13 protein-coding genes are annotated in these 14,402 nt (G+C 60.8%); 5 read left to right on the top strand and 8 right to left on the bottom strand.

Going from position 1 to position 14,402, the window contains the following annotated elements:
• Window positions 1-91: 91 nt before the first annotated feature.
• Together trxB and trxA are read left to right on the top strand one after the other, a co-directional pair.
• On the top strand, window positions 92-1,060 hold the full coding sequence (trxB, locus tag C7C57_RS15580; RefSeq protein WP_030147586.1) for a thioredoxin-disulfide reductase: 969 nt from the start codon (window positions 92-94) through the stop codon (window positions 1,058-1,060).
• 18 nt (window positions 1,061-1,078) lie between these two features.
• Entirely contained in the window at window positions 1,079-1,399 is a 321-nt protein-coding gene (trxA, locus tag C7C57_RS15575; protein ID WP_187977095.1) for a thioredoxin, read from the top strand.
• Window positions 1,400-1,464: 65 nt separating this feature from the next.
• Here trxA and C7C57_RS15570 read toward each other — a convergent pair whose 3' ends face one another.
• The 8 genes from C7C57_RS15570 to rpmH form a co-directional block, all read right to left on the bottom strand.
• Window positions 1,465-2,445: a ParB/RepB/Spo0J family partition protein gene (locus tag C7C57_RS15570; RefSeq protein ID WP_030147584.1), complete on the bottom strand. Its 981-nt coding sequence runs from the start codon at window positions 2,443-2,445 to the stop codon at window positions 1,465-1,467.
• 2 nt (window positions 2,446-2,447) lie between these two features.
• Window positions 2,448-3,407, bottom strand: coding sequence for a ParA family protein (locus C7C57_RS15565; protein ID WP_187977094.1), 960 nt, complete (start codon window positions 3,405-3,407; stop codon window positions 2,448-2,450).
• Between the two features lie 3,369 nt (window positions 3,408-6,776).
• On the bottom strand, window positions 6,777-7,412 hold the full coding sequence (rsmG, locus tag C7C57_RS15560) for a 16S rRNA (guanine(527)-N(7))-methyltransferase RsmG (RefSeq protein WP_187977093.1): 636 nt from the start codon (window positions 7,410-7,412) through the stop codon (window positions 6,777-6,779).
• Window positions 7,413-7,506: 94 nt separating this feature from the next.
• Window positions 7,507-8,028: a R3H domain-containing nucleic acid-binding protein gene (locus C7C57_RS15555; protein ID WP_030147580.1), complete on the bottom strand. Its 522-nt coding sequence runs from the start codon at window positions 8,026-8,028 to the stop codon at window positions 7,507-7,509.
• Window positions 8,029-8,033: 5 nt separating this feature from the next.
• Window positions 8,034-9,074 (bottom strand): membrane protein insertase YidC, encoded by a 1,041-nt coding sequence (gene yidC / locus C7C57_RS15550; RefSeq protein WP_187977092.1) that lies wholly within the window; start codon window positions 9,072-9,074, stop codon window positions 8,034-8,036.
• An 8-nt stretch (window positions 9,075-9,082) separates the two neighbouring features.
• Window positions 9,083-9,391, bottom strand: a complete 309-nt coding sequence (gene yidD, locus C7C57_RS15545; protein WP_030147578.1) for a membrane protein insertion efficiency factor YidD — start codon at window positions 9,389-9,391, stop codon at window positions 9,083-9,085.
• Window positions 9,388-9,726 (bottom strand): ribonuclease P protein component, encoded by a 339-nt coding sequence (gene rnpA / locus C7C57_RS15540; protein WP_030147577.1) that lies wholly within the window; start codon window positions 9,724-9,726, stop codon window positions 9,388-9,390. Before rnpA ends, yidD begins: the two co-directional genes overlap by 4 nt.
• Window positions 9,727-9,760: 34 nt before the next feature.
• A complete protein-coding gene (gene rpmH / locus C7C57_RS15535) occupies window positions 9,761-9,898 on the bottom strand; it encodes a 50S ribosomal protein L34 (protein WP_022895130.1) in 138 nt (45 codons plus the stop codon).
• A 328-nt stretch (window positions 9,899-10,226) separates the two neighbouring features.
• On the opposite strand from rpmH, the gene dnaA reads away from it, so the two are divergent.
• From dnaA to gnd, 3 genes are all read left to right on the top strand, one after another.
• Window positions 10,227-11,663 (top strand): chromosomal replication initiator protein DnaA, encoded by a 1,437-nt coding sequence (gene dnaA / locus C7C57_RS15530; RefSeq protein WP_030147576.1) that lies wholly within the window; start codon window positions 10,227-10,229, stop codon window positions 11,661-11,663.
• 627 nt (window positions 11,664-12,290) lie between these two features.
• Window positions 12,291-13,439, top strand: coding sequence for a DNA polymerase III subunit beta (gene dnaN / locus C7C57_RS15525; RefSeq protein WP_030147575.1), 1,149 nt, complete (start codon window positions 12,291-12,293; stop codon window positions 13,437-13,439).
• A 26-nt stretch (window positions 13,440-13,465) separates the two neighbouring features.
• Entirely contained in the window at window positions 13,466-14,368 is a 903-nt protein-coding gene (gene gnd, locus C7C57_RS15520; RefSeq protein ID WP_255505724.1) for a phosphogluconate dehydrogenase (NAD(+)-dependent, decarboxylating), read from the top strand.
• Window positions 14,369-14,402: the final 34 nt, after the last annotated feature.

The raw sequence follows: 14,402 nt of genomic DNA, 5'->3' as shown, positions 1-14,402 counted from the left end.
ACGCCGTTTTCTGGGCGTCCATCTCCCTCGGGAATGCATGCCACGTACAATGTGTTCTACCCTCCAACAGGACATTCTCAAGGGAGTCTAATTGCGTAACGTCATCATCATCGGATCCGGCCCGGCCGGCTACACCGCCGCCATCTATGCGGCGCGTGCGAACCTCAATCCGCTCCTGATCGCCTCGAGCGTTCAGGCCGGTGGCGAGCTCATGAACACCACCGAGGTCGAGAACTTCCCCGGGTTCCCGGAGGGTATCCAGGGTCCCGAGCTCATGGCCAAGATGCAGGAGCAGGCCGAGAAGTTTGGTACCGAGGTCCTGCTGGACGATGTCACCGAGCTGGACCTGTCCGGTGACATCAAGCGCGTGGTTACCGGCTACTCGGGCGAGTTTGAGGCCGAGTCGGTCATTTTCGCCACCGGTAGCGCCTACCGCAAGATCGGCCTGGCCGATGAGGAGCGTCTGTCCGGCCGCGGCATCTCCTGGTGCGCGACCTGCGACGGCTTCTTCTTCAAGGAAAAGACCATCGCCGTCGTGGGTGGTGGAGACTCCGCCATGGAGGAGGCCACCTTCCTGACCAAGTTCGCCAGCAAGGTCTACGTGATCCACCGTCGTGACACCCTGCGTGCCTCGAAGATCATGCAGGAGCGTGCCCACGCGAACGAGAAGATCGAGTTCATTTGGAACGCCGAGGTCACCGGCATCAGCGGCGAGAACGCCCTGAGTGGTGTCACCCTGACCGACACCGTGACGGGGGAGGAGCGCGAGCTCGCCCTGGACGGCCTGTTTGTCGCGATCGGTAACGACCCGCGCACCCACCTGGTGCACGGCAAGCTGGATCTGACCGAGGAGGGCACCATCGCCGTCTCGGGCCGTTCCTCCAAGACCAACGTCGCCGGCGTCTTTGCCGCGGGTGATGTGATTGACCCCACCTACCGTCAGGCGGCCACTGCGGCTGCTTCCGGTGTCGTGGCAGCCCTGGATGCCGAACACTATCTCGCAGCGCGGGAGAGCGGCGTACAGGACCCCGCAGGCATCGATCTCGCACCCGCTAACTAAGAACATAAGGAGTACATCATGAGTGCACGTGCAGTATCCGAAGCAACGTTCCAGGCCGAGGTCCTCGACTCCGAGAAGCCGGTTCTGGTTGATTTCTGGGCCGAGTGGTGTGGCCCGTGCCGCATGGTCTCGCCAATTCTCGACCAGATCGCAGCCGAGAACACCGACAAGCTCGACATCGTCAAGGTGAACGTGGACGAGAACCCGCAGCTGGCTGCGCAGTTCCAGATCACCTCGATCCCGGCGATGAAGCTCTTCAAGGCCGGTGAGGTGGCCAAGACCATCATCGGTGCCAAGCCCAAGGCCGCCCTCGAGGCAGACCTGGCCGCTTTCCTCTAGGTCAGCACCAACACAAAAACCCCGGTTCTTCCGGGGTTTTTGTGTTTAACTCGGTTCTGATTTGCCTACTTGGGGTCGATACTCTGACCGAGTTCGCCCAGGATTCGGTTCAAATCACCCACGGTGGCGAAGTCGATGGTGACCGAACCTTTTCGAGCCCCCAGGGTGACCTTCACGCGGGTGTTGAGGCGATCGGCAAGCGTTTCCGCTACCTCGTCCAGGTATCCGCGCTTATTGCCCGCCACGGGCTTGCTGGAGCGCGGGGGAGCGGACTTGGTGGCGGCGGACTCGGCCGCGCGCACCGACAGGTCCTCGTTAATGATCTTGTCCGCCAGGTGGTGCATCTTCTCCAGGTCGTTGACCGAGAGGATTGCTCGAGCATGACCGGCACTCAGCACGCCGGCGGCAACCTTCTTCTGCACCGAAGCGGGGAGCTTCAGCAGACGTAGGGTGTTGCTGATCTGCGGGCGGGATCTTCCGATCCGCTCGGCCAGCTGTTCCTGGGTGATCCCGAAATCGCTGAGGAGCTGCTGGTAGGCGGATGCCTCTTCCAGCGGGTTCAGCTGCGAGCGGTGCAGGTTCTCCAGCAGGGCATCGCGCAGCATGTCCTCATCGGCGGTCTCCTTGACCACCGCGGGGATGCGCTCGAGGCCCACCTCGCGGCTGGCACGCAGCCGGCGCTCACCCATGATCAGCTCGTATTTGCCGACCCGAGTGGGGTGGGTGCGCACCACGATGGGCTGGAGTACACCAACCTCACGAATGCTCACCACGAGCTCGGCCAGCGCCTCGGGCTCGAAGTAGGTGCGCGGCTGGACCGCGTTGGGGATGACGTCCGCCGGGTTGATGTCGATCAGTCTCGCGCCCGGAACGGACACCAGCTGAGGTTCCTCGGCGGTGTTCGCTGATTTAGCCGAGTTTTTTGCCGCCGCGGGCTGTTCGGACGCGGGGAAGAAGACGTCGACCGGTCGGGAGGCCGCAGGATTATCGCTGGTGGGGATCAGCGCGCCGATTCCCCGGCCGAGGCCCGTGCGTTTTGTTGCCATGATTAGGCGTCCTTTCGGGTGGTCGACTGACGCTGTTCAAACTTGCGACCCCATACGGCGATCTCCGCCGCAGCCTCCAGGTAGGAGACGGCCCCGAGGGAGCTCGGGTCATAGCTGATGACCGTCTGCCCGAAGCTCGGGGCCTCGGAGATACGCACGGTACGCGGGATGACCGTGTGCAGCACCTGGTCGGGGAAGTGGGTGCGAACATCCTCGGCGACCTGGTTGGACAGGTTGGTGCGCCCGTCAAACATGGTCAGCAGGATGGTCGACAGTCGGAGACCCGGGTTGAGGTGTTCTCCGATGAGCTGAATACTGCTCAGAAGCTGGCTCAGACCCTCGAGTGCGTAGTACTCACACTGAATCGGAATCAGTACCTCACGGGCCGCCACGAAGGCGTTGATCGTGAGGAGTCCCAGCGAGGGCGGGCAGTCGATGAAGACGTAGTGGTACTGCCCGGCGGCCTCTTCCAGGAGGGAATCCACGGCGTCGCGCAGCAGGTGTTCACGACGATCCTGGGTGACCAGCTCGATTTCGGCGCCGGCCAAATGGATGGTCGAGGGCGCGCAGAACAGGTTATTGGGGAACTCGGGGCTCGGCATCACCACGTCACTCAGGGAGAACCCGTCGATGAGAACGTCGTAGATACTGGGCGTCTCCGCGGTGTGCTCGACACCCAGCGCGGTGGAGGCATTCCCCTGCGGGTCGAGATCGATGACGAGGACACGAGCACCAGCCTTCGCGAGGGCCGCGGCCAGGTTGACGGTGGTTGTGGTTTTCCCCACGCCGCCCTTCTGGTTGGACACCGCAAGCACCCGAGTTTCGCGGGGGAGTGGCACGGGGAACTGGCCGATTACACGGCGACGCTTACTCAGATCCGCAATCTCGCGCGCGAGAGGCGTTCCTGCGTCTGGGGTGGCGGTTTCGCCGGTGACCTCGCGGTCAGGCTGTGACTGTTTCACGTGAAACGGACTCCGATCTGTGTCTCCTTAACCGTATCGTGATCAGCAGACATTTGGGGTGTCGATTTCCGCGTGCCGACGCACAATGACGACGCTCACGCTATCCTAGATTCGGTGCCTCCACCCCGTCTCGGCGCACCCCAAGGCCGGAACGCTCCCGCCACCCGCGCATCGACCCGATGTCACCCAGTCAATGTTTCACGTGAAACAGACCCGGCTCCCGCCAACGTAAGCACTGCCCGGCTCTCGGCTCTCGGCTCTCGGCTCTCGGCTCTCGGCTCTCGGCTCTCGGCTCTCGGCTCTCGGCTCTCGGCTCGGCTCTCGGCTCTCGGCTCTCGGCTCTCGGCTCTCGGCTCTCGGCTCTCGGCTCTCGGCTCTCGGCTCTCGGCTCTCGGCTCTCGGCTGATTATCATCCGGACCAAGCGGGCCACTTGTCAAAGGGCACCAATTAACCGCATGCTCCTACACGTCTGCCCTAGCGAGGCACGAACACGCATACGCACAGTCAGCTCAGCTCATCGAATGACGCGGCAATCGGCGATGCGAATTCTGACTGACAGTAATCCGACAACGCACCGAGGTCATAATGTGGTGCGCTCCTCTGCCGCGGCAGTTCCGGCAGACTCAGCAGTTCCAGAAGTCTCGGCAGACTCAGCAGTTCCAGAAGTCTCGGCAGACTCAGCAGTTCCAGAAGTCTCGGGACTCTCGGCCCAATCTATCTCAAGTAAAGCACGATGATCATTTCATACGCACGCCGTCGGGTGCCCGGTGCCTCACACTAGTTCGCCCAAACGAATGCGCCAGCAACTACGTTGAGCGTGCGTTTCACGTGAAACACTCGACGTCCCGCAACGCGGCCTGCGCGACCGTCGCTGCCCCGTGCGACTCCCACAGTCGGGGTTGAGAGTTCACCAAGTGCGTCACGCCCCTCACGCGTCGGCCGTAAGACGGAAGCGGAGTATGAGAGCGAGAGCGCGGCCCCGTGCGCTCCCGCGTCAAGGCGCTACTCTGTGCGCCAAGACCGAAGCGTTGAGATTCGATCGCCCGGGGTAAGCTGCACGCCCACGAGAGTCAGTATAGAGCCGGATTCCGCTGCCCAAGTCAGCCACCAACCGCTGACGTATCCGTGGCAAGCCACGCAGGACGAGTTTTCCGTAGGGGGCAAGATACAGAAAAGGATACGCGCAGGAGTGTTTCACGTGAAACGCTCTCCTTATCCACGAGACGGAAATGACTCGATCTCGCGCCGCCGGAAATCCCCACTTTTACGCGGCCGCGGGGACAGCTTGCGGCCACTGAGTTCGCGTTCGCGGCCACGCGATCTCGCGCGCGGGTTTGTCAAGCACAGACGCATGGGGGAGACGCGCCAGCGGCCGTCGATCCAGGGGCAGTATGTTCAGGACCTGAGAAAAGGGATTCCGGTGCAGAGTTTAGCGAGATGCAGAGGCGCAGCCCCAGCGACAGGTGAGTGACCGTGGGCAAGAATTCGAGTGTTCAGGACTGTGTTGGGACAGGAAGAAGGACTAAACGGCGCAGCGACTTCAGCACAACATCGTGCATCGGCAGGCAGAAGTGCAGTACACAGAGGCGCGTGTTTGAGCATTGGTTCTAGGGATTCCAGGCACCAGCTCGCTAGCCCGAACGGGGCGCTACGTGCGCGCAAACACTGCAAAGTCGGAGAAGTAGACCGAACCCAAAACCGCAAGTGAACACGTCGTCAAGCCTACGACCCATGCCCGACTCACGAAGACGTATTCAATGGAGTGCCTCTGGGCAACACAGAGCACACACCGAGCGCCTCTCAAGACCTACCACTCCCATGGATGATGAGGAAGACGATAGAGACTGTGTGGTTGTGTGGGTCTACGGATCTCGATCGACGCAGTACAACAACCCGTGCACTCCAGTACCGAATGCGTCGTCACGGACTATCGACCGATGTGTGCGCACCAAAACTGGGCGGGGTGAGAACGACGCGGCTCTCTCCTAGTTTTGGCCATCCCAGGGCACCTTCGAGCAACATCAGTGGGTTCGCAACAGGGACACACAGCGGGCAGGCCAAACCGGATTAGATCGCTCGATTGCGCGTGATTTCGCATATCAAGCGAAAGTCCGACCGGAGGCGACGGTCCTCACCCACACCCGGGTTTGTAGGTCGTTCCAAAGTGCGAATCACCAGGCAGCGCACTACTGACAGGTACGGAGAACCGCACCGTTTACAGGCCCACTATGAACGCGGCAGGTGCCTCAAGGGAGCTGCATCTTGTGCCCACCCTCAGTCGGGCAGCGGTGGCGGCGGCCGCAGGAGACGCGGGCAGGGGCAGTAAGAAACGGGCAACGGGCAACGGTGAAATCATCGTTGACGAACCGCGGGGGAGGAGATCGGAACGCGAATCGGACGTTACGTCGATGGCCCTCCCAAGTGGCGATTTGAGAGTACAGGTCGAAAAATATGCCACCTGGGAGGTCAAATTCGACGGCTGAGAGTGACGCATGTTTCACGTGAAACATCGAAGAGGAGAAACCTCGGACACGTCCACGACCCCACAAATGTGAACGCGATTCCACATCGACCCCGTCGGCAACGGCGCGGGAAGAGGTTCGGAAGGCACCGGCAGAATCCAACGAAGCACCCAACTTTGCCAGCCTACGCGCCTGCCTGCACGCACGCACGGCACGCACGGCACGCACGGGAGAGCATATTCGGCAGCGAACGATAGCGCACACCAAGCGCCAGCCAGGGTGGATAGGGACGGAAATGAATCGAGCGAGGTTCCACCTCCACGAGACAACGTGAGGTGAGTCGAGGTGAATTGAGTCAAGACAGGGTGACGTGTGAGTTGAGCTCAAATGAGGGCAGTGCCCATACGGTGAGTCTTCAACTGAGCACCGAAAGGCGTGCATCAAAACTCGAACGAACTGCACTCAACCAAGGACATCATCACACCACTCAACCAAGGACATCATCACGCCGCGCAACCATGAACAGAAAAAATGCGCGCCGGATCGCCGCCGTGAAGAATTGACGACGACTGATCCGTGAAATGGGCAAAACGGGCAGCCGGGCGGCGCACCCTCAACAAACCCGGCCAATCGGTCAGTCAAAAAACTACCTGACCTGGTATTTAGATAGGGAGAATCGAAAAATCGATTCTCAGGAACGAGCAATGCATCAACTCGGCCGGCAAAATGAGATTTCTCAGGAGAATCGATCTGGACACACCACTTTTTGACACTAATTGGACGAAAGAGGACAAAACCGAGCTCCGGGGCTCCAGCCAGAGCGAGTCGACGAGTCTTACGAAAATACGAAATCGCCCTCATCAACAATCGTGATGAGGGCGATCTGAAATCGACGCGGTCTAAAAACTAGGCGCGAACGAAACCTCGCACGACGCGGGTGACCTCGGAGGTGACACCCTCACCCAGGACGTCCACCCGAATATCGGAAACCATGAACCGGCGGATCTCCTTCAACGCGGCGGCAACTTCGGCTTCGGCGTTAATACCCTTCATCAACACCAGCTCGCCACCATCGCGGAGCAGGGGAGCGGTCAGCGGGAGCAGCTTGCGGAATGCACTGACGGCGCGAGCGGTGACCTGGTCGAGTGGCTCATCGAGCGAGACCTCCTCGGCACGGGCACGAAGAACGGTGGTGTTCGTCAGCCCCAGTTCCTCAACCTGACTATTGAGCCAGGCAACCCGGCGCTCCATCGGCTCGATCAGGACAAAGTCCACGTCTGGGCGCGCGATCGCCAGGACGAGGCCGGGGAGACCGGCCCCGGTACCGATATCGCCGACGCGGCCTGGGCGCAGAAGCGGAGCAACCAGCGCCGAATTCAGGATGTGACGACTCCACAGGCGGGGGAGTTCGAGCGGGCCGATAAGCCCCAGCTCCTCGCCGCGGCGAGCAAGGTTCTCGGTGAAGGCACGGGCTACGGGGAGCCGATCGCCCAGAATGACGGCGGCTTCGGCCGGCTCGGCCTCGAGGTTTTCGATGGTCATGATGTCCCTTTGATGGTTAAAAGGCCCCGTGTTTCACGTGAAACACGGGGCCCGAAAAGGTTGTGCGGACGGCCCCAAAGAGGTGCCGAGAACGCTAGGAGCGAGTGATGACCGTGTGCCGGTCGCGACCCTCGCCGGAAGAGTTGGAAACGAATCCCCGGGCGGCCACGAGGTCGTGAACAAGCTTGCGCTCGTAGCTCGACATCGGGGGCAGCGCGGCGGAAGTTGCGCCGGCCTCGAGCTGCTCGGCGGCGCGATCCACCAGGCGCGAAAGCTCCGCCTCGCGGGCCGCACGGGAACCACCGATATCCAGAATCAGTCGGGAGAAGGCTCCGGTCTTACTCTGCACGGCCAGGCGAGTGAGTTCCTGAAGGGCGTTGACGGTTTCGGTGTGAGAGAGGACCGAAAGGTTGGAATCTGCCTCGTCGCTCTCGGTCACCGCGAGGTAGGCGCGGCCGTTGCGTACGTCGATATTAATGTCACCATCAACATCGGCAATATCGAGAAATTCTTCGATGTAATCAGCGGCAATTTCACCCTCCTCTTCGAGCTCGGCCAGGGTGGGTTCCTGATCACGAGCCTCGCGAGCGACGGGGGAGTGGGACAGTTCGGTCATCTCGGTCACTTCCTCGGGGTGTTGTTCGACGCGCCAGTGCCGTCGTCGTTCTTCTTGGGCTGCTGTGCGGTACCACCCGGCTGCTGCGGGGTGCCGCCGGCCTTCTTGGCCCGGTTCTTTCCCATCGGCTGCTGACGCTGTACGGGCTTACGCTCCTCCACAACGATCGTGGCGGCTTCGGACTTGGGCTCCAGCCTGCCCTTACGAGCCAGGCGAGCCTCGCGCTCACGCGCGGCCTCGGAGCCCGGCATCGGCATGTTGCGGATGATGATGAACTGCTGAACCATGGTCCAGATGTTCGTGGTCAGCCAGTAGAACATCACGCCCAGCGGGAAGGCGAAACCGGAGAACAGGAAGACGAAAGGCAGGATGTAAAGCAGGATTCGCTGCTGCTTGAACATCGGGGACGCCTTGGTCTCGTCCGACATGTTCTTCGATACGATCTGCAGCTGGGTGATGAACTGCGATGCGGTCATGACCACAACCATGATCGCGGCGATAATCATCACCAGGACCTGGGGGCCTGCCGGGTCGTTCATGGCCGACTGGAAGCTCGAGTGCAGCGGTGCACCACCGAACAGACGGGCCTCACCAAACTCCTTGGCGAGGGTCGCGTTCAGCGGTCCCACACCGGCCTTGGAGTTCTGCGCACCATTCAGCACAGAGAACAGCGAGAAGAAGATCGGCATCTGCACAAGCAGCGGAAGGCAGGAACCCAGCGGGTTCGTTCCGGTGTTCTTGTACAGGGCCATGGTCTCGCGGCTCATCGCCTCACGAGAGAGCTGGTCGCGCTTGCCCTTGTACTTGTCCTGAATCTTCTTCAGCTGAGGAGCGACCTCCATCATCCGACGCTGATTCTTGATCTGCTTCACAAACAGCGGGATCAGGGCGGTACGGACCACGAGCACGAGGCCCACGATCGACAGTACCCACGTGATGCCGGCGGCAGAGTCCATGCCGAAGAAGGTCAGCAGCCAGTGCCAGGAGACCAGCAGGAGCTCGACCACCCATTTCAGTGGCCACAGAATAGTTCCTAGGAAGTCCATCGCTTGGGTCAGCCCTTTCTCTGGGTCGAAGCTACGACAAAGCCGCGCGTCGTAGTGGTGTAGCGGAAATGTTTCTTCGGCGGGACATCATCGATGCCGCCGGCGGCCCAGGGGTTGCACCGCAGAATTCGAATACCCCCACGCAGGGACCCGAGAAGCAGGCCACGCTGCTGGATCGAGCCCAGGGTGTAGGCCGAGCACGAGGGGTAGTACCGGCAGACGTCCCCATACAGAGGGGAGATCCACCGTCGGTAAAGCATCAGGATCGCCAAGCCGATATTGCGTGGGACCAGGAGGAGCGTGTCAAGCACAATCATTTCGGCGCGAGCCTGGATGAGGATGATTCGACATCGGAACGGAACGCATCAAACTCGGCGGTCGCCGCCGAGGGGAACGCCCGATAGACAATCTCGGCGCCGGGTGGAAAGCTCTCGCGGAGCTCAAAACTCGCGGCCTTGAGGCGCCGCCGCACTCGATTTCGGGTGACGGCATTGCCCACGTTCTTTGCAACAATGAACCCGAATCGCGGAGGACCGCCATTCGGGTTCATGTGCATATATGCAACAGTCACCGCGCCAACGTTCCGACGTCCCCGACGCACCAGACGCTTGTAATCGGCGCCCGTGGTGATACGGAGTTCGGAGGCTAGCACGGTGATGTGCGTTTCGCTTGGGGCTTCGGCGCTATTAGGCCGAGAGCTCGGTGCGCCCCTTGCGGCGGCGCGCCGACAGGATTGCGCGACCCGCACGGGTGCGCATACGCAGACGGAAGCCGTGCACCTTGGCGCGACGACGGTTGTTCGGCTGGAAAGTTCTCTTGCTCATAATCACTCACTCTTGGGTAGGACATTCACTGCCCGGTTCGTAAAGGCAGAGAAAAACTGGGTGCCCGAAGGCTACGTCAACCAATTAAAACTACGGCCTAACACGCGCGGGGTCAAACCGAAGTTGCTCAAAACATCAATTATCCACAGATACACAGCTTCGCGCCAGACTAACGCGGGGGTGATTTTTCCGCTAGATTTGGCCGATCGGTGCATAAGCGGTTAGCGTGAGTGAGTCAGTTATCCCCAGATACGGGGGCCTGAATCCCGGTAGATACGCCACTTCGACGCTTTCCGTGGATAAGCCTGTGAATAACTTTTGGGGAGATATGTCCAATCAGCTCGACGAGACCCAGCAATCCTGGCAGCTTGTGCTCGACGCAATGTCGCAGGATTCCCGCGTCACTCCGCCGCTGCACGGCTTCCTCAACCTGGTGATTCCCAAGGGTGTCATGGCCGGAACCTTCTATCTGGAGGTCCCCAACGAGTTCACCGCCGGGCAGCTCAACACCCGGATGAAGGCGCCGCTGATCCAGGCGCTCGGTCAGACCGAGCAGACTCACGGTGCCAAAACCTTCGCGGTGGTGGTCAATCCCGAGATGATTGATGACGAGCCCGAGGTGGAACTGCCGGCCACCGATCCCGAAGCCGGGATCTACACTCCGGAGACCGCGGCACCGATTGCGAGTCCCGTGGGGGAGCAGATTCACCCCGCCCGACAGAACGACACCCGGCTCAACCCCAAGTACTCGTTTGACAACTTCGTGATCGGACAGTCCAACCGCTTTGCCCACGCGGCAACGGTGGCCGTGGCCGAGGCACCGGCCAAGGCGTACAACCCGCTGTTTGTCTACGGGGAATCCGGTCTGGGTAAGACCCACCTGATGCACGCGATCGGGCACTATGCGATGAGCCTGTACCCGGGCATCCGTGTCCGCTATGTCTCCAGCGAAGAATTCACCAACGACTTCATCAACTCGATCGCCAACAACCGCGGCTCCGCCTTCCAGGCGCGCTACCGCGATATCGACATCCTGATGATCGACGATATTCAGTTCCTGCAGGGCAAGGCGGAAACGCAGGAGGCGTTCTTCCACACCTTCAACACCCTGCACGATCACAACAAGCAGGTGGTGATCACCTCCGATCTGCCGCCCAAGGCTCTCACCGGCTTCGAGGATCGGATGCGCTCGCGCTTCGAGTGGGGTCTGATCACCGACGTTCAGGCACCCGACCTGGAAACGCGAATCGCGATTCTGCGGAAGAAGGCACTGAGCGAGAAGCTCCTGATCCCGGATGAGGTGCTGGAGTTCATCGCGTCCAAGGTCTCCTCGAACATTCGCGAGCTGGAGGGCACCCTGATTCGGGTGACCGCGTTCGCGAGCCTGAACCGCACCCCGGTGGATATGAACCTGGTGCAGACCGTCCTGAAGGATGTCATCACCCTCGACGAGGACAACGTGATCTCCCCGGTGGACATCATCAATACCACCGCCGCGTACTTCAAGCTGAGCGTCGACGACCTGTACGGCTCCAGCCGGTCGCAGGCCATCGCCACCTCACGCCAGATCGCCATGTATCTGTGCCGCGAGCTCACCAACCTCTCACTCCCCAAGATCGGCCAGCTCTTCGGCGGACGGGATCACACCACCGTGATGTACGCGAATAAGAAGATCGGGGACCTGATGCAGGAGCGTCGTTCGATCTATAACCAGGTCACGGAGCTCACCAGCAGAATCAAGCAGGGACACCGTTTTAACGGCTAAATCCACATTTTGACCCTCGAAACGGATCGCAACCGGATCCGTTTCGAGGGTTTTTGCGAAAAAACAGCCTCTGAGAACGTTTTTAAGCGCACCCAAAACATTGCGCTTGGACGATCTTCGAGGCTGTTTTGCGATGTGACGCGCCCAAAATGCGCCCGCACGAGGCGTCCGGTTAAGAATTTTTTGTCCCCGGAGAGGGGCGCTCTCACGCCACTTATCCACAGATTTCGGGGGATCGTCCCCAAGTGCACAATGTGGATAACTGTGTGGAAACCTGTGGACAGATTCGGGGAAACCTGTTCACTTAACGAGGCGCCTTGTGAAAAATCCCTTAAATCACGCGGTTGGCGATCACGGGTCTCACAGCGAATCACACAAACCGCACACAGGCTCGGCACCCCGCTTCGCCAACGGATTCCCGGGATTAACAGACTTATCCACAGTTTCCACAACGGTTAACACGATTAAAGATTCTTAAATGAAATTACTGGCCCAACAACCTTTGCGGCTTGGCCGGGCTCAAATAGACCGCGTCTCACCACGGGTAGCTACCCGTGAAACACAAAAACTCAGCAAGCACGGCTAACATGGTGTTTCCAGAGCTTCTAAACGACAGGGGAACTCAAAGTGCGATTTAGCGTCAATCGCGATGTCTTCAGCGAAGCCGTCTCATTCGCGGTGAAACTGCTCCCGCAGCGCACCACGCTGCCGATCCTGAGCGGTGTGCTGATTGAAACCAACGACACCGGGCTTACTCTCTCGAGTTTTGACTACGAGGTATCCGCGCAGACGAAGATCGTTGCCGAAATCGAAGAATCAGGGTCGATTCTTGTTTCCGGTCGACTGCTCGCGGATATCGCCAGCCGTTTGCCCAACGCTCCAGTGCAGTTTGCCACCGAGGACAACCGCATTCTGGTGACCTGTGGCTCGGCCAGCTTCACGCTGCTCTCGATGCCGGTGGAGGAATACCCCAGCATTCCCGAAATCTCGGGTCAGTCGGGGCTCGTTCCCGCCGATGAGTTCTCGGCTGCCGTGGCACAGGTCGCCGTGGCCGCTTCGCGAGACGATGTCACCCCGGTCATCACCGGTGTGCAGCTCGAGGTTGCCGAAAACCACCTCGGCCTCGTGGCCACCGACCGCTACCGCGTTGCGGTCCGTGAAATCGACTGGGATTCCGGTGAAATCGGTGGTGGCGAACCCATCACCGCCCTGGTTCCCGCGCGAACCCTCCAGGAGGTCGGAAAGACCTTCGGTCACTCGGGAAACATCTCGGTGGCCTTCACCAGCAAGGACGACCGCGAGCTGATCGCGTTCTCCGCGGACAACAAGACCGTGACCTCGCTGCTGATCAAGGGCACCTTCCCCCCGGTGCGTCGCCTCTTCCCCGAGACCACCGAGAACTACGCGGTGATCAACACCGGAGAACTCATCGAAGCCGTCCGACGTGTGTCGCTGGTTCTGGAGCGCGAAGCGGCGCTGCGGTTCACGTTCACGATCGACGGTCTCGTGATGGAGGCAGTAGGTTCCGAGCAGGCACAGGCATCCGAGAAGATCGATGCGCTGCTGACCGGCGAGGACATCGTGCTGTCGCTGAAGCCCGCGTTCCTGATCGACGGCCTGAACGCCGTGCGGAGCGAATTTGTTCGATTCTCGTTCACCAAGTCCGAGAACACGAACAAGCCGGGACCGATGCTCATCACCGCGCAGTCCTCCAAGGACCAGCCCGGTGCTGACAGCTACAAGTACCTGCTGCAGCCCAACCTGCTGCTGCGCTAACCCGAGTCCTCCCCCGAGACTCACAGATGGAAGAAGAAGAAATGCACATTGGACTGATCGGCCTGGGCAAAATGGGTGGCAACATGCGCACCCGCCTGCGTGCTGGAGGCATCGAGGTAACCGGTTACGACCGCAATCCCGAGGTTTCCGACGCTGCTTCGGTGGCCGAGATGGTCGCGGCTCTGCCCGCCCCTCGCACCGTGTGGGTCATGGTTCCCGCCGGCAAGATCACCGACTCGGTCATCACCGAGCTGGGTGGCCTGCTCGAGCCCGGTGACCTGGTCATCGATGGTGGTAACAGCCGCTTCTCCGATGACTTCGAGCACGCCAAGGAGCTCGGCGAAAAGGGCATCGACTACGTGGACGCCGGTGTTTCCGGTGGAGTCTGGGGTGTCGAGAACGGTTATGGCCTGATGGTTGGTGGATCCGCTGAGCAGGTTGCTCGCGTGATGCCGGTCTTCGACGCACTGCGTCCCGAGGGTCCCCGCGAAGAGGGCTTCGTGCACGTGGGCGAAATCGGTGCCGGTCACTACGCCAAGATGGTCCACAACGGTATCGAGTACGCCATGATGCAGGCATTCGCCGAAGGCTTCGAGCTGCTTGAGGCTCGCAAGGACCTGATCAAGGACGTCCCGGGAACCTTCGAGGCATGGCAGCGCGGCACCGTCGTGCGCTCCTGGCTGCTGGACCTGCTGGTTCTGGCACTCAAGGAAGACCCCACCCTGGCCGAGATCGAGGGCTACGTGGAGGACTCCGGCGAGGGCCGTTGGACCATCGAAGAGGCCATCAACAACGCCGTCGCCGTGCCGACCATTGCCGCATCGATCTTCGCGCGCTTCGTGTCGCGTCAGGATGACTCCCCCGCGATGAAGGCCGTCGCCGCACTGCGCAACCAGTTCGGTGGACACTCGGTCAAGTCCGCGGAGTAATAACCCGCGGCACGACTCGTGCCGCCACGCCACT

The sequence above is a fragment of the Mycetocola sp. JXN-3 genome (assembly GCF_014522285.1).
Lineage (GTDB): Bacteria > Actinomycetota > Actinomycetes > Actinomycetales > Microbacteriaceae > Mycetocola > Mycetocola saprophilus.
This window is presented reverse-complemented; position numbering and strand designations above follow the sequence as displayed.